This window comes from Kribbella sp. NPDC051770, from assembly GCF_040681455.1.
Lineage (GTDB): Bacteria > Actinomycetota > Actinomycetes > Propionibacteriales > Kribbellaceae > Kribbella.
This window is the reverse complement of the sequence record NZ_JBFAYT010000010.1, coordinates 1-24,563: the sequence shown is the minus strand read 5'-3', so window position 1 is coordinate 24,563 and position 24,563 is coordinate 1. Positions and strand designations below refer to the sequence as shown.

At 70.6% G+C, this 24,563-nt stretch carries 25 protein-coding genes; 14 read left to right on the top strand and 11 right to left on the bottom strand.

The window, feature by feature from the left end; genetic code table 11:
* Positions 1–50: 50 nt before the first annotated feature.
* Positions 51–872, bottom strand: a complete 822-nt coding sequence (locus AB0M01_RS29105; RefSeq protein ID WP_363675043.1) for an SURF1 family protein — start codon at positions 870–872, stop codon at positions 51–53.
* An 80-nt stretch (positions 873–952) separates the two neighbouring features.
* Between AB0M01_RS29105 and moaA the strand changes: the two genes are divergently transcribed.
* Positions 953–1,963 carry a GTP 3',8-cyclase MoaA gene (gene moaA / locus AB0M01_RS29100; RefSeq protein WP_363675041.1) on the top strand — a complete coding sequence of 337 codons (1,011 nt, stop codon included), beginning with the start codon at positions 953–955 and terminating at the stop codon, positions 1,961–1,963.
* Between the two features lie 65 nt (positions 1,964–2,028).
* Here the strand turns inward: moaA and AB0M01_RS29095 are convergent, their stop codons facing one another.
* Together AB0M01_RS29095 and AB0M01_RS29090 are read right to left on the bottom strand one after the other, a co-directional pair.
* Complete coding sequence (locus AB0M01_RS29095; protein WP_363675039.1) at positions 2,029–2,232, bottom strand: hypothetical protein; 204 nt, start codon at positions 2,230–2,232, stop codon at positions 2,029–2,031.
* 177 nt (positions 2,233–2,409) lie between these two features.
* Complete coding sequence (locus AB0M01_RS29090; protein ID WP_363675037.1) at positions 2,410–2,769, bottom strand: DUF3099 domain-containing protein; 360 nt, start codon at positions 2,767–2,769, stop codon at positions 2,410–2,412.
* A gap of 75 nt (positions 2,770–2,844) precedes the next feature.
* Here AB0M01_RS29090 and AB0M01_RS29085 point away from each other — a divergent pair, with 75 nt between their 5' ends.
* From AB0M01_RS29085 to AB0M01_RS29060, 6 genes are all read left to right on the top strand, one after another.
* Positions 2,845–3,057, top strand: coding sequence for a dodecin (locus AB0M01_RS29085; RefSeq protein ID WP_344170733.1), 213 nt, complete (start codon positions 2,845–2,847; stop codon positions 3,055–3,057).
* A 106-nt stretch (positions 3,058–3,163) separates the two neighbouring features.
* Complete coding sequence (gene fabG / locus AB0M01_RS29080) at positions 3,164–3,868, top strand: 3-oxoacyl-[acyl-carrier-protein] reductase (RefSeq protein WP_363675035.1); 705 nt, start codon at positions 3,164–3,166, stop codon at positions 3,866–3,868.
* Between the two features lie 39 nt (positions 3,869–3,907).
* Entirely contained in the window at positions 3,908–4,678 is a 771-nt protein-coding gene (gene fabI, locus AB0M01_RS29075) for an enoyl-ACP reductase FabI (protein ID WP_363675033.1), read from the top strand.
* A 2-nt stretch (positions 4,679–4,680) separates the two neighbouring features.
* Positions 4,681–6,372 (top strand): Mur ligase family protein, encoded by a 1,692-nt coding sequence (locus tag AB0M01_RS29070; protein ID WP_363675031.1) that lies wholly within the window; start codon positions 4,681–4,683, stop codon positions 6,370–6,372.
* An 82-nt stretch (positions 6,373–6,454) separates the two neighbouring features.
* A complete protein-coding gene (locus AB0M01_RS29065; protein ID WP_363675029.1) occupies positions 6,455–7,318 on the top strand; it encodes a hypothetical protein in 864 nt (287 codons plus the stop codon).
* A gap of 34 nt (positions 7,319–7,352) precedes the next feature.
* The gene (locus AB0M01_RS29060) at positions 7,353–7,691 is read left to right on the top strand and encodes a hypothetical protein (protein WP_363675027.1); all 339 of its coding nucleotides are present in this window, start codon (positions 7,353–7,355) and stop codon (positions 7,689–7,691) included.
* A gap of 34 nt (positions 7,692–7,725) precedes the next feature.
* On the opposite strand, the gene AB0M01_RS29055 is transcribed toward AB0M01_RS29060, so the two are convergent.
* The 4 genes from AB0M01_RS29055 to AB0M01_RS29040 are packed head-to-tail and all read right to left on the bottom strand — an operon-like array spanning position 7,726 to position 13,382.
* A complete protein-coding gene (locus tag AB0M01_RS29055; protein WP_363675025.1) occupies positions 7,726–8,925 on the bottom strand; it encodes a Dyp-type peroxidase in 1,200 nt (399 codons plus the stop codon).
* Positions 8,922–9,449 carry a copper chaperone PCu(A)C gene (locus tag AB0M01_RS29050; protein ID WP_363675023.1) on the bottom strand — a complete coding sequence of 176 codons (528 nt, stop codon included), beginning with the start codon at positions 9,447–9,449 and terminating at the stop codon, positions 8,922–8,924. The genes AB0M01_RS29055 and AB0M01_RS29050 overlap by 4 nt, the downstream gene beginning before the upstream one ends.
* A 37-nt stretch (positions 9,450–9,486) precedes the next feature.
* Complete coding sequence (cphA, locus tag AB0M01_RS29045; protein ID WP_363675021.1) at positions 9,487–12,318, bottom strand: cyanophycin synthetase; 2,832 nt, start codon at positions 12,316–12,318, stop codon at positions 9,487–9,489.
* Entirely contained in the window at positions 12,315–13,382 is a 1,068-nt protein-coding gene (locus AB0M01_RS29040) for a cyanophycinase (protein ID WP_363675019.1), read from the bottom strand. The genes cphA and AB0M01_RS29040 overlap by 4 nt, the downstream gene beginning before the upstream one ends.
* Positions 13,383–13,447: 65 nt before the next feature.
* Here AB0M01_RS29040 and AB0M01_RS29035 point away from each other — a divergent pair, with 65 nt between their 5' ends.
* On the top strand, positions 13,448–14,203 hold the full coding sequence (locus tag AB0M01_RS29035; RefSeq protein WP_363675017.1) for a hypothetical protein: 756 nt from the start codon (positions 13,448–13,450) through the stop codon (positions 14,201–14,203).
* Positions 14,204–14,283: 80 nt separating this feature from the next.
* On the opposite strand, the gene AB0M01_RS29030 is transcribed toward AB0M01_RS29035, so the two are convergent.
* Both AB0M01_RS29030 and AB0M01_RS29025 read right to left on the bottom strand, forming a co-directional pair.
* On the bottom strand, positions 14,284–15,678 hold the full coding sequence (locus AB0M01_RS29030) for a glycoside hydrolase family 16 protein (RefSeq protein WP_363675015.1): 1,395 nt from the start codon (positions 15,676–15,678) through the stop codon (positions 14,284–14,286).
* A gap of 80 nt (positions 15,679–15,758) precedes the next feature.
* Complete coding sequence (locus tag AB0M01_RS29025) at positions 15,759–16,667, bottom strand: GNAT family N-acetyltransferase (protein ID WP_363675013.1); 909 nt, start codon at positions 16,665–16,667, stop codon at positions 15,759–15,761.
* Between the two features lie 154 nt (positions 16,668–16,821).
* On the opposite strand from AB0M01_RS29025, the gene AB0M01_RS29020 reads away from it, so the two are divergent.
* Positions 16,822–17,646 carry a hypothetical protein gene (locus AB0M01_RS29020; RefSeq protein WP_363675011.1) on the top strand — a complete coding sequence of 275 codons (825 nt, stop codon included), beginning with the start codon at positions 16,822–16,824 and terminating at the stop codon, positions 17,644–17,646.
* A gap of 110 nt (positions 17,647–17,756) precedes the next feature.
* Positions 17,757–18,575, top strand: a complete 819-nt coding sequence (locus AB0M01_RS29015; protein ID WP_363675009.1) for a hypothetical protein — start codon at positions 17,757–17,759, stop codon at positions 18,573–18,575.
* On the opposite strand, the gene serB is transcribed toward AB0M01_RS29015, so the two are convergent.
* Positions 18,568–19,779 (bottom strand): phosphoserine phosphatase SerB, encoded by a 1,212-nt coding sequence (serB, locus tag AB0M01_RS29010; protein ID WP_363675007.1) that lies wholly within the window; start codon positions 19,777–19,779, stop codon positions 18,568–18,570. The two genes, AB0M01_RS29015 and serB, sit on opposite strands and share 8 nt — an antisense overlap.
* 127 nt (positions 19,780–19,906) lie before the next feature.
* On the opposite strand from serB, the gene AB0M01_RS29005 reads away from it, so the two are divergent.
* On the top strand, positions 19,907–20,857 hold the full coding sequence (locus tag AB0M01_RS29005; protein WP_363675005.1) for a cyclase family protein: 951 nt from the start codon (positions 19,907–19,909) through the stop codon (positions 20,855–20,857).
* A 19-nt stretch (positions 20,858–20,876) separates the two neighbouring features.
* Here the strand turns inward: AB0M01_RS29005 and AB0M01_RS29000 are convergent, their stop codons facing one another.
* On the bottom strand, positions 20,877–21,611 hold the full coding sequence (locus AB0M01_RS29000; protein ID WP_363675003.1) for a hypothetical protein: 735 nt from the start codon (positions 21,609–21,611) through the stop codon (positions 20,877–20,879).
* Between the two features lie 109 nt (positions 21,612–21,720).
* Here AB0M01_RS29000 and AB0M01_RS28995 point away from each other — a divergent pair, with 109 nt between their 5' ends.
* From AB0M01_RS28995 to AB0M01_RS28985, 3 genes are all read left to right on the top strand, one after another.
* Positions 21,721–22,503: an ABC transporter ATP-binding protein gene (locus AB0M01_RS28995; RefSeq protein ID WP_363675001.1), complete on the top strand. Its 783-nt coding sequence runs from the start codon at positions 21,721–21,723 to the stop codon at positions 22,501–22,503.
* 152 nt (positions 22,504–22,655) lie between these two features.
* Positions 22,656–23,201, top strand: coding sequence for an NfeD family protein (locus AB0M01_RS28990; protein WP_363674999.1), 546 nt, complete (start codon positions 22,656–22,658; stop codon positions 23,199–23,201).
* 114 nt (positions 23,202–23,315) lie between these two features.
* Positions 23,316–24,473, top strand: coding sequence for an SPFH domain-containing protein (locus tag AB0M01_RS28985; protein ID WP_363674997.1), 1,158 nt, complete (start codon positions 23,316–23,318; stop codon positions 24,471–24,473).
* Positions 24,474–24,563 lie beyond the last annotated feature (90 nt).

Below are 24,563 nucleotides of genomic sequence, written 5' to 3'. Positions count from 1 at the left end.
CGTCTCAAATGATGAAACGATGTCTCACCGACGGGCAGGCGGAGTACGCGCTACTCCTTCGGTGCCGGCCCGGAACTGTCCGACACGCCGACAACCGCTTCCGAACGGTTGCGATCGGCAACCTCGGCGGCCTCGCCCGGAGCACCGTCCTCAGGCTCCTTGTCCTTCTCCAGGTCCTGCCGCGAGAAGTAGACCAGCCCGCCGATCGCCATCAGTGCGAAGAAGAACCACTGCAGCGCGTAGAAGAAGTGCGGCCCGTCGTCGATCTCCGGCCCGGGGAACTTGCCGAACGCCGGATCGGCCGCGGGCTGCTGCTGATCGGTCGCCAGGTACCCGTCGTACAGCTTCAGCCCGAGCGTCGACGCGTAGTCCGGCCCGTTGATCAGCCGCGCGGTCCCATCGACCGGCGTACCGCCGCTGGTGTGGCCGCCGTGCTCGCTGCGCCGCAGCCTGCCGGTCACGGTCACCTCGCCGCTGGGCACCGGCGGGATCGTCGACGGTGCCAGCTCGGCGCCCTGGCGGGCGAGGAAGCCGCGGTCGACCAGCAGGGCCGTCCCGTCGGTGAGGATCAGCGGCGTCACGATCTCGAACCCGGGCCTGTCGTTCACGTTCCGGTAGCGGACGACGATCTGCTTGCTCGCGTCGTACCGGCCGGTGACGACCGCGGTCCGCCAGTCGTGCTGCGGTCCGACGACGTGGTCGGCACCGACGATCTCGCCGATCGGCGCCGGGGCGGCGGCCAGGTTGCTGGTGGTGACGTGGTTGCGTTCCTTGCGCTCGTCGAGCCGGTGCAACTGCCAGCGGCCGAGCTGGACGCAGGCCCCGGCCAGGACCAGGATCACCAGCGCGGAGCCGATCCACCGCCTTGTCATCAAACGACGCACCCCACGAACTTAGGCCATGACCCGAAACACCTCGCCGTCGCCCGCCCGGTGGCACGTACGCTGGGGGTGTGTATACCAAGACGCAGAACGGCCTGGCCGACAACTACGGCCGGGTGGCGACGGACCTCAGGGTCTCCCTGACCGACCGCTGCAACCTGCGCTGCACGTACTGCATGCCCGAGGAGGGCCTCGACTGGCTGGCCAAGCCCGAGCTGCTCACCGACGACGAGATCGTGCGGCTGGTCTCCATCGCGGTCACCCAGCTCGGCGTCGACGAGATCCGCTTCACCGGCGGTGAGCCGCTGCTGCGCCGCGGCCTGGTCGGCATCGTCGACCGTACGACGAACCTCACGCCGCGCCCGCAGGTCTCGCTGACCACCAACGGCATCGGCCTGGCCCGCCAGGCCGAGGCGCTGGCCGCGGCCGGCCTGGACCGGGTGAACGTGAGCCTCGACACGGTCCGCCAGGACACCTTCCAGCAGCTCACCCGCCGGGACCGGCTGAAGGACGTGCTGGCCGGCCTCGCGGCGGCGCACGCGGCCGGTCTGGCCCCGGTGAAGGTGAACGCGGTGCTGATGCGCGGGGTGAACGACGACCAGGCGCCGGAGCTGCTGCAGTTCTGCCTGGACCACGACTACGAGCTGCGGTTCATCGAGCAGATGCCGCTGGACGCGCAGCACGGCTGGGACCGGTCGACGATGATCACCGCCGACGAGATCCTGGAGAAGCTCGGTGAGCGGTTCGGCCTGCAGCCGACCGACGCGGCGACCCGGGGGAGCGCCCCGGCGGAGTCGTTCACCGTGCAGGGTGGCCCGCAGACCGTCGGGATCATCGCGAGCGTGACGCGCCCGTTCTGCGGCGACTGCGACCGGGTCCGCCTGACCGCCGACGGCCAGGTCCGCGACTGCCTGTTCGCGCGCACCGAGTCCGACCTGCGCACGGCGCTGCGCGCGGGCGCTTCCGACGAGGACCTGGCCGACCGCTGGCGTACCGCGATGCGCGGCAAACTCCCCGGCCACGGCATCGCCGACCCGACGTTCCTCCAGCCCGTTCGCCCGATGTCCGCCATCGGCGGCTAGTTACCACTCCAGCGGAATCTGAACCGGAAATTTACTTTTTCACCCGTAACACCGGCCGGAGTTGTTCAGCCGGTGAAAGGTTCGACCTCTCGCAGGAATGAGCGAGCGCCGAGGAAGTCGCTCAAGGACTGCTTGTGGTCGTCGCAGGCCAGCCACGTCTTACGCCGGTCGGGGGTGTGGATCTTGGGGTTGTTCCACTGCAGCGCCCAGCGGGCGGGGGCGCCACATCCCTTTGCAGAGCAGACGGACGCCGGTGCTTGTTCACTCATGAGGAATTGTTCCTGATCACTCAATAATCAAAAGCCTGGGGAAAATGAAGCGACGTCGGACAGCCACGGGGGGAGCCGTCCGACGCCGCATCAAGTCCCTGAATTTCACTGGTGAACTTCAGAGCACGCGGGAGATTCTGACACGGATCCGGCCGCAGAATCCAGTCCCGGCCGAGATCACTTTTCGGTGTCGTCACCGGACTGCTGATCGGACACGTATTCGCCCTGGATCACCGGCCCCGGCTGCCGCTCCAGCTGCACCCGCGGCGGGGCCTCGTAGCTGTCGGCGCCGGCCAGTTTGCGGTTCTGGTGGGCGTTGGCGAAGACCACCGCGACCGAGGGCAGGAAGACCGCCCCGACCAGCAGGATCCAGCGCCACGGCGACGGTGTCAGCACCGCCGCCACGAAGCACACCACGCGCAGCGACATCATCCACGCGTACCGCGCGATCCGGCTCTCCAGGTCCTCGGAACGGCCGGGCTGCGCAGTGGTCACGGAGACGACCGGATGGCTGTCGGTCTCACGTCGTCGGGGCATCTATTCTCCTCACCTATAGACAACGGTACGCCGCTCGTTCAGGGCAGCCGCAGGCAGCTGGGAAGGGAGAGCACGATGACAGATCGCACCTACCGGGTGACCGAGCTCGTCGGCACGTCCAAGGACGGCGTCGACGCGGCGATCCAGAACGCGATCGGCCGGGCCGGGGAGACGCTGCGGCACCTGGACTGGTTCGAGGTGACCCAGATCCGCGGCCACATCGTCGACAACCAGATCGACCACTACCAGGTCGGGCTGAAGGTCGGTTTCCGCCTCGAGGACGCCTGACCGGTACGCCGTCCGCCGCCCCGGTGTCCGCCCGGTTCACGGCGGCACCGGGGCCGGGCGATAGCGTTCGTCCGGCAGCACGTCCATCGAGTGAGGAGAAGTGTTCGTGGCCAGATCGGTACTCGTCACCGGGGGCAACCGGGGCATCGGGCTCGCCATCGCGACGGCGTTCAAGGACGCCGGCGACAACGTGGCGATCACGTACAACAGCACCGAGCCGCCGGAGGGCTTCTTCGCGGTGAAGTGTGACGTCACCGACACCGAGCAGGTCGACGCCGCCTTCGAGGCGATCCAGGCCGAGCAGGGTCCGGTCGAGGTCCTGGTCGCGAACGCCGGCATCACCAAGGACACGCTGCTGCTCCGGATGTCCGACGACGACTGGGACGCGGTCATCCAGACCAACCTGACCGGATCGTTCAAGGTCGCCAAGCGCGCCGCCAAGGGCATGCTGCGGCTGCGCAAGGGCCGCATCGTCTTCATCTCCTCGGTGGTCGGCCTGCTCGGCTCGCCGGGCCAGGTGAACTACGCCGCCAGCAAGTCCGGCATGATCGGGATGGCCCGCTCGATGGCCCGTGAGCTGGGCAGCCGCGGCATCACCACGAACGTCGTCGCGCCGGGCTTCGTCGAGACCGACATGACCGCCGTACTCCCGGAGGAGACCCAGAAGCAGTACCTGGGCCAGATCCCGCTCGGCCGGTTCGGCCTGACCACCGAGATCGCGAACGCCGTGCGCTGGATTGCGTCCGAGGAAGCCGGGTACATCACCGGAGCGGTGATCCCGGTCGACGGCGGCATCGGCATGGGCAACTAGTCACACTCACCCCTCAGTTCATCCAGGAAAGGGACGCCGGTGGGCATCCTCGACGGCAAGCGGATCCTGGTCGCCGGAGTCACCCTCGACTCCTCGATCGGTTTCGCCACGGCCAAGGTGGCGCAGGAACAAGGCGCCACCGTGCTGATCTCGAACTTCGGCCGCGCGCTGAGCATCACCAGACGGATCGCCAAACGGTTACCCGTCGAGCCGCCGGTGCTCGAGCTGGACGTGACCGACGATGAGCACCTGGCTGCGCTGCCGGACAAGATCCGTGAGCACGTCGACGGCCTGGACGGCGTCGTGCACTCGATCGCCTACGGCAACCCGGAGACGATCCTCGGCGGCAAGTTCCTGGACGGCCCGTGGGACGACGTCTCGCGCGCCGTGCACGTGTCGGCGTACAGCCTGAAGGCGCTGGCGGTGACCTGTGCGCCGCTGATGGGCCGTGGCGGCAGCGTCGTCGGGCTGACCTTCGATGCGACCGTCGCCTGGCCGGGGTACGACTGGATGGGTGTGGCCAAGGCCGCGCTGGAGTCCACCTCGCGGTACCTGGCCCGCGATCTCGGTGCCCAGGGCATCCGCTGCAACCTGGTCTCGGCCGGACCGCTGAAGACGCTGGCCGCGAAGGCGATCCCGGGCTTCGAGAAGTTCGAGGAGCCCTGGCTGGACCGGGCCCCGCTCGGCTGGGACCCGTCCGACCTGGAGCCGACCGGCAAGACCATCGTCGGCCTGCTCAGCGACTTCTTCCCCTCCACCACCGGCGAGATCGTCCACGTCGACGGCGGCTACCACGCGATGGGTGCCTAGCTGTGTCAACCTCCAAGGTAGAGCTCCGCGTCCTGGACGGAGCCAACCTCTACTTCAGCCGCGCCGCGGTGAAGCTGACCCTCGACCTGTCCGCGCTGATCGACGCCCCGGCGCCGGCCGCCAAGGCGTACGCCTCCGCGCTCGGGCTGGGCGCGACCCGGCCGGGCCGGATCGGCTCGGGGTTCCGGCAGCGGTTCGCGATCCGCGTGGTCGGGCACATCGTCCGCCGGATCGCCCGCGAGGCCGGGATCGGGCGGATCGGCGTCCGGGTGCGTCCGGAGGCCGACGTACGGCGGCTGGTCGTGGCCTTCCCCTGGGCCCACGAGCAGCGCGCCCGGGCGCTCGGTGAGGCGATCGTCGAGGTCGTCGACGCGTTCGGCACCGAGGAGACCGAGCTGGCCGCCCTCGTCACGGCCGTCGGGGACCGGGTCCGCAACGAGCCGCCGGGCAACCCGCCGCCGACGCTGCGCCCGAAGGTGCCGGTCGTCGCGGTGACCGGGACGAACGGCAAGACCACCACCTCGCGGATGATCGCGCACATCGGCCGCGCGGCCGGGCTGCACGTCGGCTGGTCGAGCACCGACGGTGTGTACTTCGACGGCGAACTGGTCGAGTACGGCGACTTCTCCGGCCCGAGCGGCGCCGGCCGGGTGCTGTCCCAGCCCGGCATCCAGCTCGCGGTCACCGAGACCGCCCGCGGTGGCATCCTGCGCCGCGGGATCGGTGTCGCGTCCAACGACGTGTCAGTGGTGACCAACGTGACCGCCGACCACCTCGGGCTCGGCGGCATCGACACCGTCGACCAGCTCGCCGAGGTGAAGGCCGTGATCACCAAGATCACCCGCCCGCGCGGCTGGTGCGTGGTCAACGGCGACGACCCGCGGACGTTCGCGATGCGGCTGGACTCGCCGGCCAAGTGCTGGGTGTTCTCCCGCGACCCCGACTCGCCGTCGATCCGGACCGTGCTCGAGGAGGGCGGCCGGGCGACCACCGTCCTGGACGGGTTCGTCACCGTGCTGGACAACTCCAGCGACGCCGAGCCGCTGCTCAAGGTCACCGACATCCCGATGACGCTGTCCGGGCTGTCGCACTACAACGTCGAGAACGCGCTCGCCGCGACCTCGGCGGCGCTCGGGCTGAACCTGCCGAAGGCCGCGGTCGTCGAGGGGCTGTCCAGCTTCTCGCCGAACGAGAACAACCCGGGCCGGATGAACATGTACTCGGTCCGCGACTTCACCGTGGTGATCGACCTGGCCCACAACGAGGCCGGCCTCGAGGCGCTGCTGGAGATCATGAACGGCGTTCGGCCCGAGGGCGGCCGGCTGCTGCTCGCGCTCGGCTCCCCGGGCGACCGGGCCGACGAGATGGTCACCGCGATGGGTGCGATCGGTGCCCGCGGCGCCGACCGGGTCGTGATCGGGCACAAGGACAGCTACCTGCGCGGCCGGCCGCCGGCCGAGCTGGACGAGGTGTTCCGGGAGGGCACCCGGTCGGTCGGCGTCGACGACGTCCCGTCGTTCCCGACCGAGCTGGACGCGGCCAAGGCGCTGGTCGCCGAGGCCCGGGCCGGTGACGTGGTCGCGGTGATGTCCCTGCAGGATCGGGCGAGTCTTGACGCCTGGTTGCGGTCCGAGGGAGCTACCGTCGATACCCCGGAGATCTTGAAGAGCAAGGTCGAGCGAGCCCAGCACTGACCTGGCCCGGGACCACGGCCGGGTGCGCTGGGCTGCCGACACCGTCGGTTCCCCCGGCCCCCGGGGGTGGATCGAGGTCCAGATGCGCTACCTGTGGGCTGTCCCAGCGGCCGTGATCGGCTGGTTCGTGGCGGGGTTCGCCCCGACCTACCTGGCCGGCCTGCCCGATGACTCGACGCTGTTCGTCCCGGCCGGCAGCGGCCGGGTCGACCTGCTCGTGCTCGGCGGGTTCGCCGGGGGAGTGGCGGCCGGGTTCCTGCTCGGCCGCGTCCGGTACGCCGTACCGCTGGTGCTCGTCGTTGCCGCAGGCACCTGGTGGCTCAGCGGGCACTCGTTCTCGGCGCGCGACCTGCTGATCACGTTGCTCGCGGCAAGTGCCCTCGGCGCCTTCTTCGGTGCCCTGGGCACCTGGTCCTCGGTGGTCGCGGCGTTCGCGCTGGCGCTGCCCCTGGCCTGGTACGCCGCCCGCCCAGCCGCACACGTCGACGGTGTGCACTGGCTCTGGCAGCTGAACGGGCTGCTGGTCGCGGTCGGGCTCGCGATCGTGCTGTACGTCTGCTGCTGGCGGCGCGGCTGGCGCTCGGCGTACTTCTGGCCGGTGCTGGCCGGCTGGTACCTGGTCAGCTTCGCAGTGGTCAACGCCGTGAAGGCTGATGGAATCGACGCTGCGACCAGGAGCTTCTTCGAGACGTTCGAGCCGCTCGTGCGCGACTACTGGCCGTGGATGGTGCTCGCGGTACTGCTGGCGGTCCCGATGACCGCGCTGAAGCTCCGCGCACTGCCGCCGCCCCCACCGCCGCTCGACCCGTACGCCGACCGCAGCAACGACGCGGTCCTGTCCGACGACCTGGACTGGATCGATCAGCGCGAGCCGCAGCGTCGCCTGCTGGCTCGTTATAACCGCGCCACGCCGGACGAGGCGGCTTCGGTGAAAGTTCAACCATAGGGTTGGGAGCACCATCCCGCCCTGTGGAGGAACTGTGAGAATTCGTCCCGCCCTGACCCTCACCGCGCTCGCCGTCGCCGCGACCGGCCTCACCGTCACCCCGGCGTCCGCGGCGCAGACCGCCTTCGAGTGCACCGAGGGCCAGGCCTGCTTCTTCGAGACCACCAGCTTCACCGGCAAGGCCGTCGCTTACAACGACGTCCCCGGAGCCTGCACCGTGCTGCCGTTCGCCCCCGGCGCCCTGTTCAACTGGTCCACCGAGGACGTGCTGCTCTACCGCACGGCCGACTGCACCGGCCCGGCCAACCTCGAGCCGGCCAACAACTTCCACAGTTACCCGAGCAGCAAGTTCCTGAGCTTCCGGGCCGGCTGAGGATTCCTGGGCTGGGCCGGTTGTCCCGGCCGGCTCAGCTCAGCAGCTCGCGCGCCAGCCAGCCGTCCTCGTGCCATCCCGGTGGGATCGCGAAGACGGCTGAGCCGATCGTCGTCGTCCACTCGTTCAGCGCGTCGGCGGCGTCCAGCCGCGCCAGCAGCGGCAGGAACTGCCCGGAAACATCGGCCTGGTAGCTGAGAAACACCAGCCCGCTCTCCCGCGCGGCGCCGGTGTCGTGCACGTAGTTGAGCCCCTTGCGGAAGATCCGCCGCCCGTCGTTCGTGCTGTGGTGCGACAGCCGCGCGTGCGCGTTCTCCGCGATCACCAGCCGCCCGTCCGCGTCCCGCGCCAACAGGTCGAGCTCGTCGTGCTCGGCCGAACCGGTCACCGGCGCACCCGTCGACACCTTCCGCCCGACCGCCCGCTCCTGCTCCGAGCGGGTCAGCTCGTCCCAGGTGTCCAGGTTCATCCGGATCCGCCGTACGACGAGCGTCGTACCGCCGCGGAACCAGTCCGGCCCGTCGGCCCACACCGTCGCGTCGAACTCCGGCGTCCCGACCGCCGGGTTCCCGGTCCCGTCCACCTGACCGAACAGGTTCCGCCCGGTCACCGGCTGGCCGTCCGGCCCGGTCCCGTTCCAGAACCCGCTCTGCCGCCACGCCGGCTTCGCGAACGGCGCCGCGTCCGCCACCAGCCGCCGTACGGCGTGCACGACGCTCACCGGATCATCGGCACCGACCAGGATCACCAGATCGCCGCCCGACCAGGCCGGGAGCAGCCGGTCGTGCCGCATCACCGGCAGGTCGTCGAGCCCGCGCGGCTTGTACGCCGTGAGCCCGGGCCGGGTGAACACCCGCGGCCCGAACCCGACCGTCACGGTCAGCGCGGCGTTCGGGACGGCCAGCTCGGGCGCCGTGTCGCCGGGCGTCGGACGTCCCGCGGTGAGCGCGACGATGTCGGTGCTCCACAGGCGCATCAGGCGGCCGAGCGCAGCCTTGTCGGTGCCACTGAGCAGGTTGAGCGCGACGAGCTCGGCGTGCTTCGGGGTGGGCGCCGCGATCGCGGGCTGGTGGTCGCCGTACGGGCTGAGGTCGCGCGACGGAACGACCGCCGCCGCGGGTTCGGTGTCGTTGCTGAGGGCAACGGCGCCGCCGGTGACAGCGGCCCCCGCGGCGGCGGCTCCGGCGTACGAGAGGAGCTGCCGGCGCGAGGGCCGGGGATGCGTGGAGGTCAAGAGGCCGGTGTCGGGGTCTCGGAGGGGTGGTAGTGCTCCTCCTCCTCGGTGAAGTTCTTCACCGGGACGGTCAGGTCGTGCGTGCTGCCGTCGGAGAACTTCAGCGTCAGCGGCAGCTCGTCACCGGGCTTCAGCGGCTGCTTGAGATCCATCAGCATCACGTGGTCACCGCTCGGCGCCAGGTGCGCGTGCGAGCCGGCCGGTACGGCGATCCCGCCGGCCTTCTCCTGCATCACCATCTTGCCGTCCTTCGTCGTCATCTCGTGCAGCTGCACCACACCGGCCACCGGGGAGGTTGCCGAGACCAACTTGATCTCGGTGTCGCCCGGGTTGGTCAGCGACATGAACGCCGCCGTCATCGTGGTGTCCTTCGCTCCGGCGGTGGCCCGGACCCAGGCGTCCTCGACCAGCACGCTCGGCGTACTGACCGACGGTTCGGGGTCCGCCGCGGCCGCGCCGGATCCGCAGGACACCAGGAGGGGGAGGGCAACGGCGATACATGCCAGCAGCAACTTCGTCTTCACGGACAAGCCAACGACGCTGCCCCCACCCGAGTTCCCCTCACTCGTCGTCGGCTTGCTCACTCTCCTCGTCCGGGCGGACGAAGTCGGGGTCGCCGCCCTCGTCGCCGGAGCGAGCACCCGCCTGCGCCAGGTGCGAGACCGACTCCAGCTCGGCCAGGACCGACTGGTGCTGGTCGACGCACAGCACGACCAGGTCGCCGGGGTTGGACCGGCCGAGCGCGTGCCGGACAGCGTCGAGCTCCTCCAGCACCAGGTCGACCGAGCGGCACCGGGCACCGTCGGCCATCGCGGCCCGGACGCCCTCGATGATCAGCTCGGCCGACTCGCCGCGCTTGCGGCCGCGCAGTCGGTTGTCCTCGCGGACCACCACGACGTCGAAGTGCTGCGCCGCGACCTCACCGAGCTCGCGCATGTCGTCGTCGCGCCGGTCGCCCGCGGTCGCGATCACACCGATCCGCGACGGCCGCCCGAGCTCCGACGACGCGCCGAGGCTCTCGCCGATCCGGTCCACGAAGTCGCCGAGCATCCGCATCGCCGGCGCGTTGTGGCAGTAGTCGACGATCACGTGCCGGCCGTCGACCTCGATCTCGTTCAGCCGGCCCGGGGACAGGTAGTACGACGTACTGAAGGTGCGCAGGCCCTGCCGGATGTCGTGCAGCGGCGCCCCGGCGGCGAACGCGGCGGCCGCGGCGGCCATCACGTTCTGAACGTTCATCATCGCGCGGCCGCCGAACGTTGCCGGGAGCAAGTGGGTCCAGGCCAGCTGCATCGAGCGCCGGCCGTGCTTCATGATGATCATGTCGCCGAGCTCGGACCGCTCCAGCACCACCGCGCGGCCACCGCGGCGGCAGTGCCCCTCGATGTACTCGCGGACCTCGCTGCCGGCCTCGGCCATGCTGAACCAGACGACCTGGCCCGAGCACTTGCGGCGCATCTTCCGCACCAGCGGGTCGTCGGCGTTCAGGACGGCGAACCCGGTCCGCGGTACGGCTTCGACCAGTACGGCCTTGACGTCGGCCAGCTGCTCCAGCGTGTCGACCCCGCGCAGCCCGAGGTGGTCGGGCTGGATGTTCAGCACCACGGCGACGTCGTTGCGCTCGTACCCGAGCCCCTCGCGCAGGATCCCGCCGCGGGCGACCTCGAAGACCGCGAAGTCGACGCGCGGGTTCTGCAGCACCATCCGGGCCGACTTCGGGCCGGACGCGTCGGACCGGATCACCAGCCGCTCGTCGATCACGATGCCGTCGGTCGACGTCATCCCGACCTTGCGGCCCATCCCCTTGAAGACGTGGCTGATCATCCGGCTGGTGGTCGTCTTGCCGTTCGTGCCGGTGACCGCGACGATCGGGATCCGGCTGGTCGCCCCCGGCGGGAACAGCATGTCGACGACCGGTTTGGCGATGTACTGCGGCTCGCCGATCGTCGGGTTGGTGTGCATCCGGAAACCCGGGGCCGCGTTCACCTCGCAGATCGCGCCACCGGTCTCGCGGACCGGCTGGGTGATGTCGGGGCAGATGAAGTCGATCCCGGCGATGTCGAGCCCGATCATCCGGGCCGCCTCCTCGGCGATCTCGACGTTCTCCGGGTGCGCCTCGTAGGTGCGGTCGATCGAGATCCCACCGGTGGACATGTTGCCGGTCAGCGTCAGCTTCACGGTGACGTCCTCCGGCGGTACGTCGTCCAGCTCGAAGCCCTGGCTGCGGACCAGTTCCCGGGCGGCGGCGTTGACCGTGATCCGGGTCAGGATCTTCTCGTGCCCGACGCCGCGGCGCGGGTCGGCGTTGGTGATCTCGACCAGCTCGGCGACCGTGTGCACGCCGTCGCCGACCACGTGCGCGGGGACGCGCTCGGCGATCGCCTCCATCCGGCCGTTGATGATCAGGCAGCGGTAGTCGCGGCCGGTGACGAAGTTCTCCACGATCACCCAGCCGCGCCGGGACTGCTCGGCCGCGATCGGGAACGCCTCGCGGACCGCGTCCGCGTCGGCCAGGTTCAGGCAGACGCCGCGGCCGTGGTTGCCGTCGAGCGGCTTGCAGACGACCGGGTAGCCGATCTTGTTCGCGACGCTGACCGCGTCCTCGACCGTACGGACCGAGTCCGAGCGGGGGACCGGCAGGCCGGCCGAGGCCAGCAGCCGCGTGGTCAGGTCCTTGTCGCTGGCGACGTCGACCGCGATCGACCCGGTCTCCGACGTCATCGTGGCCCGGATCCGCTTCGCGTGCACGCCTTGGCCGAGCTGCACCAGGCTCGCCTTGTTCAGCCGGATCCACGGGATGTCGCGCGAGGTCGCCTCGTCCACGATCGCCTGCGTCGACGGGCCGAACGCGGTCCGCTCGGCCTGCTTGATGAACCGCTCGAGCTCGGTGGTGAACTCGAAGTCGGGGTCCGGCTGGACCAGGTGGTTGACGAACCGGACGGCGAGCTCGCCGGCCGCCAGGCCGACCGCCTCGTCGGCGTACGCGTAGACGATGTTGTACCGGCCGGGGATGCCCTTGACCTGGCGGGTCTTGCCGCGCCGCATGTCGTGGCCGGCCTCCTGCTGCAGCTGCAGGGCGACGTGCTCGGCGATGTGCCCGAGCCAGGTGCCCTCCTGGAGGCGCTCGATGAAACCGCCGCGGCGGCCGCGCGAGCAGTGGTGCTGGTCGAGGCGGGGGAGGTCGGCGAGCAGGCGCTCGGTGAAACCGTCGATGGTGTCCGACGGCCACTGCTCCAGCGAGCCGAGGTCGACGACCAGGTGGATCGCCGGGTCGTAGCTCCAGACGTTCGGGCCGCGGTAGACCCGGGTCTCGATGATCTTCAGGTCCGGGCTCGGCGTGCCCTGCGGGTCGGCGGGCTTGCGGCGCTGCGGCTGGGGGGCGGTCTCGGTCATTGCGTCCCACTGTCTGGTTGCGGATCGGTGTCTGGTCGGCTGAGTTCGGCGCCCGCGCTCAGAGGCTCGGTCGCCTCCGGTCTGGACTCCGTCGCCGACGACACCCGCCGGGCTGTGCGCTTACCCGCGCGCCGCTTCTGCTCGGCGTAGTACCGCGGGGAGACGCCCTCGGCCGCGATGTCGCGCGCCAGCTTCCGCAGGTCCGCCTCGGCCTGCTCGATCTCGGCCAGCTCCTCGGCCGGCGGCTGCGGCCCGTACGAGAGCAGCGCGCGGGCCCGCAGGTCGAACGTCGAGGTCGCGGGCAGCACGTGCAGGACGACGCCCGAGGCGAGGATCGCCTCGGACCGCTTCGCGTAGTGCGCGTTGGAGGTGATCCGACTCCCGTCGAAGATCGTCACCGCACCGCGGCCGACAACCTCCAGGTGCGACCCCCGTACGACGGCCGCGGTGTCCTCGTCGACGCCGATCCCTAGCAGCCCCGGCGACTGCGCCACCAGCGACAACAGGCGCCCGTACCGATTCCGCTGCGCGAAATGCTGGTCGACGATCGCGCCCTGCACCAGTCCGAGCCCGCCGGCCAACTGACTCATCCGCTGCCGCGGCGTCGCCCCGGACCGCCCGAACGCGATCATGTGCTCAGCCAGGATGCTGGCGCCCGCCGACGTACCACCGACAGCGGCACCGCGCCCGTGCGCAGCCGTGATCGCCCGCCCGAACGCCGTACCGGTCACCACGCCGCTCAGCTTCAACTGGTTTCCACCGGTCATGAAGATGCCAGTAGCCTCGTTGAGGGGTTCGATAAACGCCGGGTCGTCCGCGTCCTCGCGGTTCTCCGGCCGGACCCCCACCACACTCGCCGCCCCCAGCGCGGAGAACAACGCGGAGTACACATCGGTCACGTTCGGCCCGAGCGCGGACGCCGTGGGCACCACCACGATCCGCGCCTTCGACCCACCGGCCGCCTCGACGAACTCCTGCAGCACCATCCGCTTCTTCAGCTTGTCCTCGGCCCCGCCGATCGCGAAGAGAGCACCCGGCCCGCTGCTCACCACCTGTTGAGACATAGCCGAAGAATAGGTCACGGCGTGCGACGGCCCGCGCCGCGACGGACCTGTGGCATCCTCCGCGGGTGAAGAAACTGATGGTTGGGTTCGTGCTGGTCGGGGTGCTGCTGGGGGCGGCTGGGTGTGGGGGCTCGGACGAGCCCGCCGCGTCGGCGGGGCCGGCGTTGTCGAAGGACGAGTTCTCGGGGAAGGTCCAGGCGGCGCTGCAGGGGAAGAAGACGTTTCACCTGGAGACGGTGACCACCGATTCCGACGGGCCGGGGACGTTCGTGACGGACGTGCGGCTGGACGGGAAGGGGGCCGACGTGAGTGGGTCGGCGATGGGGACCTCGGTGGTGCGGATCGGTGGGACGTTGTACGGCAAGGGTGCGCAGCTGAGCAACAACCCGGCCAAGCCGTGGGTGAAGCACGACCCAGCGGCGAAAGGTGCCGGCAAGGACACGTCGGCGTTGATGGCCGGCGCGATGCTGCAGTTGCTGTCCCCGCAGCTGGACCAGTACCTGGTGGTGGCCGGGGCGCCGTACGCGACCGAGTTCTCCAGCGCGCCGGGGGACACGATCGACGGAGCCGCGACGACGAAGTACAAGATGACCGTGGACGTCGTGAAAGCGACCGGTGCGAAGGCTTTCGGGACTTACCTGACGCCGGAGACCGCCGGTCAGTCGCAGCTGACGACGCTGCCGATCGAGATCTCCGTCGACGCGGACGCGCTGCCGCGCAGCTTCAGCTACGAGGCCGAGGGCGCGAAGATCGAAGGGAAGTTCAGCAAGTTCGGCGACCCGTTGACGATCACGGCACCCGCCGCCGACCAGATCGCCTGACCGTCGGGGCCTCGAACAAGAAGCCGGCGCCTGGGACAAGGTATTTCCTGTCCGAGGCGCCGGCGTGGTGTTCGACGGGCTCAGTGCCCGAACGTGAACCAGTTGACGTTCACGAAGTCCGCCGGCTGGCCGCTCGTGAAGGTCAGGTACACGTCGTGTACGCCGGTGACCGCCGCGATGTTGGCCGGCACGGTCCGCCAGCTCTGCCAGCCGCCGGTGTTGCCGATCGCGAAGCTGCCGATCGGGGCGTTCGACCGGCTGTCGAGCCGGACCTCGACCAGCCCGCTGACCCCGCCGCCGGCACCTGACGCGACCCGGGCGACGAACTGCCTGGCCGGCGTACTGCCGAAGTCGATGGCGCTGTAGCGAGCCCAGTCGCCGTTGCCGAGCTGGCTGAGGTTCTGGCCGCCGCCGGTGTCACTGGTCGTCTCGGTCGCCACACCTCCTTGCTGGCCGAACGCCTCGGCCTGCAACGTCCCGTACGCGCCGCTACCACCAGGAGGCGGCGTGGTCGGGGGAGTGGTGCCGCCACCCTTGGTGGAGACCGCTACGTAGTCGACGACCATCGGGTGTCCCGGCACCGTCTCGGCGCGCGGCGTCGGTCCGTTCAACGCGTCGGGGAACGCCCCGCCCATCGCTACGTTCAGCAGGATGAAGTAGCCCGCGTGCGACGTCATGCTGGCCCAGGTGTCGGCCGGAAGCTGAGCCTGGGTGACCGAGTGGAACTGCTGCCCGTCGACGTACCAGCGGAACGCGTTCGGCGTCGTACTGGTGTCCCACTCGAACCTGTACGTGTGGAACGCCGACTGGCAGCTGGAGCCCGGGCAGGCGCGGCTGGCGCCGAGGCCGGTCGTCTCGTTGCACGGGCCGCCCGGGTTCACGCCGCAGTGCAGCACGGCCCAGACCGAGTTGATCCCGTTGACGTTCTCCATGATGTCGAACTCGCCGATGCCCGGCCAGTTCCAGTAGTTGCCCCGGTACGGCGAACCGAGCGCCCAGAACGCCGGCCAGTAGCCGAGCGCCGCGTTGCCGGTGACGTTCGGCATCTGGATGCGCCCTTCGATCGCCAGGACGCCACCCGCGGGCGGTTTGAAGTTCGCGCGCTGGGTCTCGATCCGGGCCGACGTCCAGTTGCCGGCACCGTCGCGGCGCGGGGTGATCCGCAGGTTGCCGGCGCCGTCGAGGGACAGGTTGTCGGGGGAGCTGGTGTAGTTCTGGATCTCGCCGGTACCCCAGTTGCCGGGGCCGCCGGGGTAGCCGTGGCCGGTGTCGACGATCCAGTTCGTGCTCGACGGCAGGCTGCCGCTCGGGCCGTCGAAGTCGTCGGACCAGACCGTGGTCCAGCCGTTCGCGGGCGGCGGGACGCTGGCCTGGGCGGCGATCGTCAGCGGTACGGCGACCAGCACCGGGACGACGAGCGCGCTGAGCAGGGTCCGGAGGCGAGGGCGGGACGGGACGTTCGGGCGGGAACGCATGGTGACCTCCCTGGGTGGGTTACGCCTATGGGAGCGCTCTCATCGCCGCGAGTCAACACCTCGTCACGATCTGGTGCGGGTCAGACCCGGCCGCGCAGCACCGTCGTACTGCGCCGCACGGTCATCCCGAGCCGCTCGTACATCGCCAGCGCGCCGGTGCCGGAGTGCGTCCACAGGGTCAGCTTCGTGCGCCCCCGGCCGTGCATCGCCTCGGCGGCGGTGGCCAGCAGCGCCTTCGCGACGCCGCGGCCGCGCTGGTCCTTCCGGACCGCGACCTGCTCGACGTACCCGTCACTGCCGGACTCCGGCGGGTCGAGGCTGAGCACCGCGCCGACCAGCTCGTCACCGGCGACGGCGACGGGGGACAGCGCCGGCGCGAAGCTCGACCGCTCGATACTCATCCGCGCCCACTCGTCGTACTCCTTGCGCCGCGGCTGCCAGTCGTCGAACGCGTCCTCGATCAGCTGGTACGCCGCGTGCTCGTCGCCGGTCCGGAACGGGCGGATCGTGACACCGTCCGGGATCTTCACGTCGAGGCCGGTCGTCGGCATCTCGAGCATCCAGTTCGTCGCGAGCACCTCGTAGCCGCGCGATCGCAGCAGCGCGGTGCCGGCCAGGTCCTGGTCATCGACGGTCTGCGCGACCCAGTCCGTGCCGACCTCGGCGGCCCGCGCTTCCACCCAGTCGAGCAGCGCACTCCCGATCCCCAGCCCCTGGTACGCCGGTGCGACGTCGATGTGCGCGTGCCGGCCGCGATTGATCCACGCCCACGCGGCGACGCGTCCGTCGGCCGCGTGCACGATCAGGCTGTCGGCGGTCGCGTCCAGACCCGGCCGGGTCAGCGTCGCCTCGATCCGGTCCGCGCCAGTCTCGGCGCCACCGCTCGTCGCGCGCTCGACCGTGCCCACCAGCTCGTGCAGCGCCGCGACGTCGGCCGTCGTCGCGGGGCGGGCGCTGAAGGGGCCGGGGAGATCGACGCGGGGAGACATGCGCGCGATCCTGCCTGCCGTCGTACGGCGTTCGCAAACGGATTGGCAGGTTGTGCTAGGTCACACAGTGTTCCCGGGGACCGCGGGATCTGTCACGATGTGACCCGAACCGGGTCGGGCTGAACACGCGATCCCCGCAACGAGGAGAATCGCAGTGCGCATCGCGAGAGCCGGTCTCGGAGCCGTCGCCGCAGCCTTGGTCGCCACGCTGGCCGTGGTCGCTTGCGGCGCGACGTCGACGGCGGGGTCGGCGGTGACCGAGAGCCCGTCGTCGGCCGACACCACGTCCGGCCGTTCGTCCGGTACGCCGACGCCGAAGGCGCCGGGGGACGACCAGCTCTCGCCCGCGAACCTTTCCTCGGAGCTGCTGACCCGGCTGGCCGAGAAGAACACCTTCCGGGTCGTCAGCCGCACGACGACACCCGGCAAGGCCGACGCCGTCGTCACCGCCGACCTGCGGATCAAGGGCGACCACGCCGGCCTGATCGCGACCGGCGGCGGCCGCAAGGTCGTGAAGCTCGGCAGCACCCTGTACCTGAAGGACGCCGAGCTCACCGGCGACAGGTCCCGCCCGTGGTCCGAGTTGGCGCCTGGCGGCGAGTCGTCCCGCTCCGCCGACCGGCTCGCCCGCGCCGCCCAGGTGCACGCCCTGATCGGCGGCGCCGCCCACGCGACGACCTTCCAGCGCGCCGACCGGATCACCGTCAACGGCGCCCCGGCCCAGGAGTACGTCGTCACCATCGACCTGGCCCGCGCGACCGCCGCCGACGCCCTCGGCGACTACCTGACCACCGCCGACCTCCCGTCGTTGCCCGAAGCAATGACCCTGCGGATCGCCGTCGACGCCCACTGCCTCCCGGTCCAGCTCCGCTTCACCCAGGGCCGCTCCCAGGTCCTCGCGACCTTCAGCCGCTTCGGCCAGAAGCTCACCCTCACCCCACCGTCACCGTCCCGCATCGCCACCCCACCGACCACCTGACCGGTTGCAGCTTGTTGCAACCACCGGAGTAGGTCCCCGGATGGTTGTCGTGTCACCATCTCCTGTGCACCGCCGAACTCACCGGCGGCCGCGGAGATCGGAGCCCTGAAGTGAACCGCCTGCTGTCCCGCGCGCTCGTGCTCGCGCTGCTCGTCGTACCGGTCGGTTGTGCGGCGGAGAAGGAGACGCCCGCGGCCGCGCCGGTCGCGGCGACGCCGACGCCCACGCCGACGCCTGTGGTGGCCGAGCTGACCAAGGAGACGTTCGCGCCGAAGGTGCTGGCGGCGTTGAAGAAGGCGGGCACGTTCCGTATGTCGGCGGTCCTGAACGGTGGCCCGGAGGGCACGGTCTGGACGGCGACAGCCGACGTGCGGCTCGTCGGGTCGGCGACCGACGCGGCGGTGACCGTGGAGGACGGGCTGCCGGTGCGGCGGATCGGCAAGGTGCTCTACATGGAGAACGACGAGCTGACCGGCAACCCGACGAAGCCGTGGGTGAAGCTCGATCTGACCAAGAAGGACCCCGAGGTGCTGGCCGCGGCGCTGATCGTCGTGCAGGACTTGAATGACGCCATGTTCCATCAGTTGATCGGCGGTACGGCGTACGCGACGTCGTTCAAGCCCGGGCCGGTGCAGCCGGTGGGTGGGTCGCCGGCGCGCGAGTACCAGCTCGTCATCGACGTGAAGAAGGCCGCAGCGGCCGGTGCGTTCGGCGTGTACGTCGACCGGACGGACGCCAAGACGCTCCCGGCGCAGCTGAGTCTGTCGATCCTCGTCGACGAGCTGAACCGGCCGCGGCAGATGAACTACGTGCTGGCCGACACCAAGGACGGCAACACCGCCGTGCAGGCGACGTTCACGCACTTCGGCGGGAAGCTCCCGATCGTCGCGCCGCCCGCGGCGAAGACCGGGAAGCTCGACCTCAGCTGAGGTTGTCGGCGGCTTCGACTTCCTCGCGGGAGATGCCGAGCAGGTAGAGGATCGTGTCGAGGTACGGCACGCTCAGGTGTGTGTCGGCGGCCGCGCGGACGACCGGCTTGGCGTTGAACGCGACGCCGAGGCCGGCGGCCGCGAGCATGTCGAGGTCGTTGGCGCCGTCGCCGATCGCGACGGTCTGCGACAGCGGCGTCCGCGACGACTCCGCGAACCGGCGCAGTGCGACGGCCTTGCCCGGCCGGTCGACGACCTGGCCGATCACCTTGCCGGTGAGCTTGCCGTCGACGATCTCCAGCTCGTTGGCCGCCGAGTAGTCGATGCCGAGGTCGGCCGCGATCTTGTCGGTGATCTGGCTGAACCCGCCGCTCACGATCGCGAACTGGTACCCGAGCCGCTTCAGCGTCCGGACCAGCGTCCGCGCGCCCGGCGCGAGCTGGATGGCGGCGTACACGTCGTCCAGCGTCGAGGCCGGCAGCCCCTCGAGCGCCGCGACCCGGTGGTGCAGCGACTCGGCGAACTCCAGCTCGCCGCGCATCGCCCGCTCGGTGACCTCGGCGACCTCCGCCTCGCGCCCGGCGTGCGCGGCGAGCATCTCGATCACCTCGCCCTGGATCAGGGTCGAGTCGACGTCCATCACGATCAGCCGCTTCGCCCGCCGGTACAGCCCACCGGCCTGGACGGCGACGTCGAGGCCCTGCCGGACACCTTCCAGCGCGAGCACAGTGCGCAGCGCGTCGGTGTTGGCACCGGAGACCGCGATCTCGACGGCGGTCACCGGGTACCGCGCCATCCGGCTGATCCGGTCGATGTTCGCGCCGGTGTCGGCGATCCGGCCGGCGATCGCCGCGAAGCCCTGCGAGGTCAGCGGCGCCCCGATCACGGTCACCTGGGTCCGCCCCTTGCGGCGCGGTTCGTTGTCGCCGACACCCTTCTTGACGTCGATCTCGACGTCGAGCTGCTCGGCGAGCTCCTTGAGCTCCTTCTTCAGCTGCTTGTGGTCGCGCGGCGCCGACAGCAGTACGCCGAGCACCAGCCGCCCGCGCAGCACGACCTGCTCGGCGTCGATCACCTCGAGCCCGCGGGTCGCGATCGTCGACAGCACCGCCGACGTCAGCCCGGGACGGTCGGCACCGGTCAGCGTGACCAGCAGGGTCGGTCGGTCCAGCGGGGGCGTCTCGTGCTCAGGCTGTGCTGTCATCGCAACAGAAACCTATCCGAGCCGCGCCACCACGTGGACGCCCGGTCCACATTCCGGTGCCGCCGCGGTCGGCCGGTCCGGCGGTACTGTCGGCGGGCCGACCCGCACGACCGGAGGTGCTGTGACGATGCCAGAACGACCGCTGCCCACGCAGGACGACGTCCTCGGGTACTTCGACACGTTGTCGAACTGGGGACGCTGGGGTGACGACGACGAGCGCGGCACGCTGAACCTGATCACCGACGACGTCCGGCTGGCGGCGGCTCGGGCGGTGCGGTACGGGCGGAGCGTGTCGTGCGGGTGGGAGGTCGCCGTACCGGCGGAGCTGGAGCGGGCGACGACGTCGTGCCCGTGCGCGGCCGAGATGCCGGGCGCCGAGAACATGCCGGCCCTGTTCCACAACGACCGGCGCTGGGGCTTCTCCAACGAGCGCCTCGGGATCTTCTTCCACGGCAACACGATCACGCACATCGACTCGCCGTGCCATCTGTTCTGGGACGGGCGGATGTACAACGGCCGGTCGCACGAGTTGGTCAGCGCCGAGAGCGGGTCGGCGTGGTCCGCGGTGACGGCCGCGGCCGACGGGATCGTCACGCGGGGCGTTCTGCTGGATGTCGCGAAGGTCCGCGACGTGCCGTGGCTGGAGCCGGGGGAGGGCGTGTTCCCGGAGGATCTCGAGGAGGCCGAGCGTCGTCAGGGCGTTCAGGTGCAACCCGGCGACGCTGTCCTTCTGCGGACCGGGTACGGCCGTGCGCGGCACGAGGCCGGGCCCGTGCCGAGCATCGTCCAGGCCGGCTGGCACGCGTCGTGCCTGCCGTGGCTGCACGAGCGCGGCGTCGCGCTGATCGGCGCCGACACCCCGCAGGACGTTCAGCCGTCCGGGTACGACAACATCCTGATGCCGGTGCATGCGGTCAGCCTGGTCGCGATGGGCCTGTGGCTGCTCGACAACTGCGACCTCGAAGCCTGCGCGGAGACGGCGGCCGAGCTCGGCCAGTGGGACTTCCAGCTCGCCGTCGCACCGGTCCGCTTCGCCGGTACGTCGGGCAGCCCGGTCAACCCGATCGCGACGTTCTGACTGCTGCCGCGCGGGCGGTCTACTGCTCGGCGAACGGTCCGCAGGCGGCGACCAGCGCACGTCGTGCGGAAGCAGCCAGCTCGGTGAGTGCGCGACGCCGCGCGTCTGCTTCAGCTCCGGTGACTGCGGCTCCGTCGTCCTCCAAAGCGGCGTCGGCGATCGCCAGGCAGCGCCGGGCGGTCGCGGCCGCCTTCACCGCACGGGCGTCGTACCCGGGAGCGAGGTCGTCGCCCTTGCCCTGGCCGATCTTGCGGATGTCGATCAGCGCGTCCGCGATCTCCGGCTTCCAGCGCGCGATGTCGAGCGCGGCCAGCGACTCGGCAGCCTCGATCAGCGCCGCGCGCAGCCCGCGGTCGGCCTCGCCGAGATCGGCCGGCGGGGGAGCCTGCGCGGGCAGCACCGACCACTGCACCGCGGGCCCGACGTACGCCGGGACCAGGCCGATCCCCGCACCGGAGAGCACGACGGCCTCGCCGGCTTCCAGCGCGGTCTCGTTGAACGCCGGCGGCCCGGCGAGCCCGATCGGATCGCCGGGAACGGGCAGCGCGAGGTAGGCCTCGCGCGCTCCCGCGGCGCGGAGCAGATTGAGCGCCACCGGCAACGTCGCGGGCTCCGGATGCGCTGCGAGTCCGGCGACGTGGTGCCCGACGTCGGCGCCGAGGATCCGGTGCGCGGCGGTGTCGGGGTCGCAGGTTCCGGCGAGCATCGCGTTCGTCCACACGGTGAAACGCACCGAGGCGGCAGTGGTCAGCACGCCCAGAAGTCTCCCACCGCCACCCACCCACCCGACACTTCACCCCCACCCAGCACCAGACAGCAGGGTCCTCGCCGACCCCGACCGGGCACCCCGTAGGTTTTGCCTCATGACTGCAGTGGTGGAGCTGGCGGGGATCTCGGTGGTGCGGGGCGAGTCGCGGTTGCTGGACGGCGTCGACTGGACCGTGGACGAGGCCGACCGCTGGGTGGTGATCGGGCCGAACGGCGCCGGAAAGACCACGCTGCTGCAGGTGCTGGCCGCGCAGATGCATCCGTCGTCCGGCATCGTCGGGCTGCTCGGCGAGGTCGTCGGGACAGTCGACGTGTTCGAGCTGCGGCCCCGGATCGGACTGACCAGCGCGGCGCTCGCCGACAAGCTGCCGCGGGCCGAGCGGGTGTCGGACGTCGTCGTCTCCGCGTCGTACGCCGTGGTCGGGCGATGGCGCGAGGAGTACGACGAGGTCGACCACCAGCGGGCCAAGGAACTGCTGACCGAGCTGGGGATCGGGCACCTGTCCGACCGCACCTTCGGGACGCTGTCCGAGGGAGAGCGCAAGCGGGTGCAGATCGCCCGCGCGCTGATGACGGACCCGGAGCTGATGCTGCTCGACGAGCCGGCGGCGGGGCTCGACCTCACGGGTCGCGAACAGCTGGTCCGGTCGCTGAGCTCGATCGCGACGGCCGAGGGGGCGCCCGCGATGGTGCTGGTGACGCACCACGTCGAGGAGATCCCGCCGGGGTTCACGCACGCGCTGCTGCTGAAGGAGGGCCGGGTCGTGAGCGCCGGCCCGATCGAGCAGGCACTGACCGCCGAGACCCTCAGCGAGACCTTCGACCTGGCCCTGACCCTGCAGCACATCGACGGCCGGTACACCGCGCGCGCCTTCTGAGGCAGCACCCCCACGCGCGTTCGACCCGGCCTGTCCGCGGCGCGCGGTACTGTCGGAGTACGAGCACGGTACTCAGGAATCCTGAGGGCTTCGGGGTGCGTCCGACGGTTGGTGGACCTGCCGAAGGTCCCGTTCGCGGATAGGGTTGGCAGATGATGGATTGGCTGCAGGAACACCTCTGGGCCGTCTGGCTCGGGATCGCCGCCGTGCTCGGTCTGGCGGAGCTGGCCACACTCGACTTCACCCTGCTGATGCTGGCCGGCGGCGCGCTCGTGGCGGCCGGTGGCGCGGCGCTGTTCCCGGGCCTGCTCTGGCTGCAGATCGTCCTCGGCCTGATCGCGGCCGGCGCGATGCTCGGCGCCATCCGCCCGTTGCTGGTGCGCAAGATCCATCACGGCGTGGAGATGAAGACCGGCTCCCAGCACGTCATCGGCAAGACCGGCGTGGTGGTCAAGGAGATCCACCCGGACAGCCTGGGCTCGATCAAGCTCGGCGGTGAGCTGTGGACCGCGCGGCCGTTCGACGACCTGACCACGATCGCGCCGGGCACGCGCGTCGAGGTGATGCAGATCGACGGCGCGACCGCGGTCGTCTACCCGGTCGGTCTGCCGCTCGGCCATCACGAGCACGGGCACGAGCAGATCGAGCCCGACGCGCAGGCGACCGACGGCAAGCCGGACTCCGACCCGCCGCGCTGACCGAGCGCGACGAGAGTTGGCCCGAGCGACTCCGGATCGTGAGGGAACCGGGCTGGGCAGTGGCCCGTCTGTACGAAAGACTGTCGATCCTGTTTCGTTGGAGTGGAGGGTCACGTGGAAGCGTTCCTCATCGTGCTGGCGCTGGTAGCCCTACTGGTGGTCGTCACGCTGATCAAGTCCGTCCGGGTCGTGCAGCAGCAGACCGTGGGCATCGTGGAACGGTTCGGGAAGTTCAAGGTGGGCCTGCAGCCCGGCCTGAACCTGCTGACCCCGTTCGTCGACAAGGTCCGGTACACGATCGACATGCGCGAGCAGGTCGTCGCGTTCCCGCCGCAGGGCGTCATCACCGAGGACAACCTGATGGTGTCGATCGACTCCGTCATCTACTTCCAGGTCAACGACCCGGTGCGGGCGACGTACGAGATCTCGAACTACATCCAGGCGATCGAGCAGCTGACCATGACCACGCTGCGGAACATCATCGGTGGCATGGACCTGGAGCAGACGCTGACCAGCCGCGAGGAGATCAACGAGAAGCTCCGGTACGTGCTGGACGAGGCGACCGGCAAGTGGGGCATCCGGGTGAACCGGGTCGAGCTCCGCTCGATCGATCCGCCGCCGTCGATCCAGGACTCGATGGAGAAGCAGATGCGCGCCGACCGGGACAAGCGCGCGGCGATCCTGACCGCCGAGGGTATGCGGCAGTCGGCCGTTCTCTCGGCCGAGGGCCAGAAGCAGTCGGCGATCCTCACCGCGCAGGGTGACCGGGAGTCCCGGATCCTGCGTGCGCAGGCCGAGCGGGAGGCGCGGATCCTGAAGGCGCAGGGTGAGGCGCAGGCCATCACCACGGTCTTCAACGCGATCCACGCCGGCAAGCCCGACCAGGGTCTGCTCGCCTACCAGTACCTGCAGATGCTGCCGTCGATCGCCCAGGGCGACTCGAACAAGCTGTGGATCATCCCCAGCGAGATCGGCAAGGCGATGGAGGGTCTGGGCAGCGCGGTCGGCCAGATCGCGGGCATCCCGCAGAAGGCCGAAGGCCCGTTCCCGGAGCCGCACGAGGTCGAGCAGACCGCTCCGGCCCAGGAGCTGACCAGTACGCCGGACGCCGCGGTCGCCGAGGCCGACAACGCGGTGCAGGAGGCGATCGCCGCCGCCCAGAACGCGGCCGTCAGCTCGCGGTCCCAGCAGACGCCGCCTGCGGTCAGCGGCCCGCAGGACACGGTCCCGCCGGCCCAGCCGCCGGCCACGCCGCCTCCCGCGGCGCAGTAGTTTCCCTTCCAGACAAGGCATCCCGGCCCGGCGCCCCACCAAACGGGGGGTGGGGGGGGGGGGGGTGTTGGACGAAAAATAAAAAATAAA

Excerpts from the sequence above, each read along its gene's own strand:
- AB0M01_RS29030 (WP_363675015.1), bottom strand. The coding sequence starts at position 15,678 with ATGCGTTCCCGCCCGAACGTCCCGTCCCGCCCTCGCCTCCGGACCCTG.
- AB0M01_RS29090 (WP_363675037.1), bottom strand. The coding sequence starts at position 2,769 with ATGCCCCGACGACGTGAGACCGACAGCCATCCGGTCGTCTCCGTGACC.
- cphA (WP_363675021.1), bottom strand. The coding sequence starts at position 12,318 with ATGACCGAGACCGCCCCCCAGCCGCAGCGCCGCAAGCCCGCCGACCCG.
- AB0M01_RS29040 (WP_363675019.1), bottom strand. The coding sequence starts at position 13,382 with ATGTCTCAACAGGTGGTGAGCAGCGGGCCGGGTGCTCTCTTCGCGATC.
- AB0M01_RS29095 (WP_363675039.1), bottom strand. The coding sequence starts at position 2,232 with ATGAGTGAACAAGCACCGGCGTCCGTCTGCTCTGCAAAGGGATGTGGC.
- AB0M01_RS29025 (WP_363675013.1), bottom strand. The coding sequence starts at position 16,667 with ATGTCTCCCCGCGTCGATCTCCCCGGCCCCTTCAGCGCCCGCCCCGCG.
- AB0M01_RS29105 (WP_363675043.1), bottom strand. The coding sequence starts at position 872 with ATGACAAGGCGGTGGATCGGCTCCGCGCTGGTGATCCTGGTCCTGGCC.
- AB0M01_RS28995 (WP_363675001.1), top strand. The coding sequence starts at position 21,721 with ATGACTGCAGTGGTGGAGCTGGCGGGGATCTCGGTGGTGCGGGGCGAG.
- serB (WP_363675007.1), bottom strand. The coding sequence starts at position 19,779 with ATGACAGCACAGCCTGAGCACGAGACGCCCCCGCTGGACCGACCGACC.
- AB0M01_RS29005 (WP_363675005.1), top strand. The coding sequence starts at position 19,907 with ATGCCAGAACGACCGCTGCCCACGCAGGACGACGTCCTCGGGTACTTC.
- AB0M01_RS28990 (WP_363674999.1), top strand. The coding sequence starts at position 22,656 with ATGATGGATTGGCTGCAGGAACACCTCTGGGCCGTCTGGCTCGGGATC.
- AB0M01_RS29065 (WP_363675029.1), top strand. The coding sequence starts at position 6,455 with ATGCGCTACCTGTGGGCTGTCCCAGCGGCCGTGATCGGCTGGTTCGTG.
- AB0M01_RS29085 (WP_344170733.1), top strand. The coding sequence starts at position 2,845 with ATGACAGATCGCACCTACCGGGTGACCGAGCTCGTCGGCACGTCCAAG.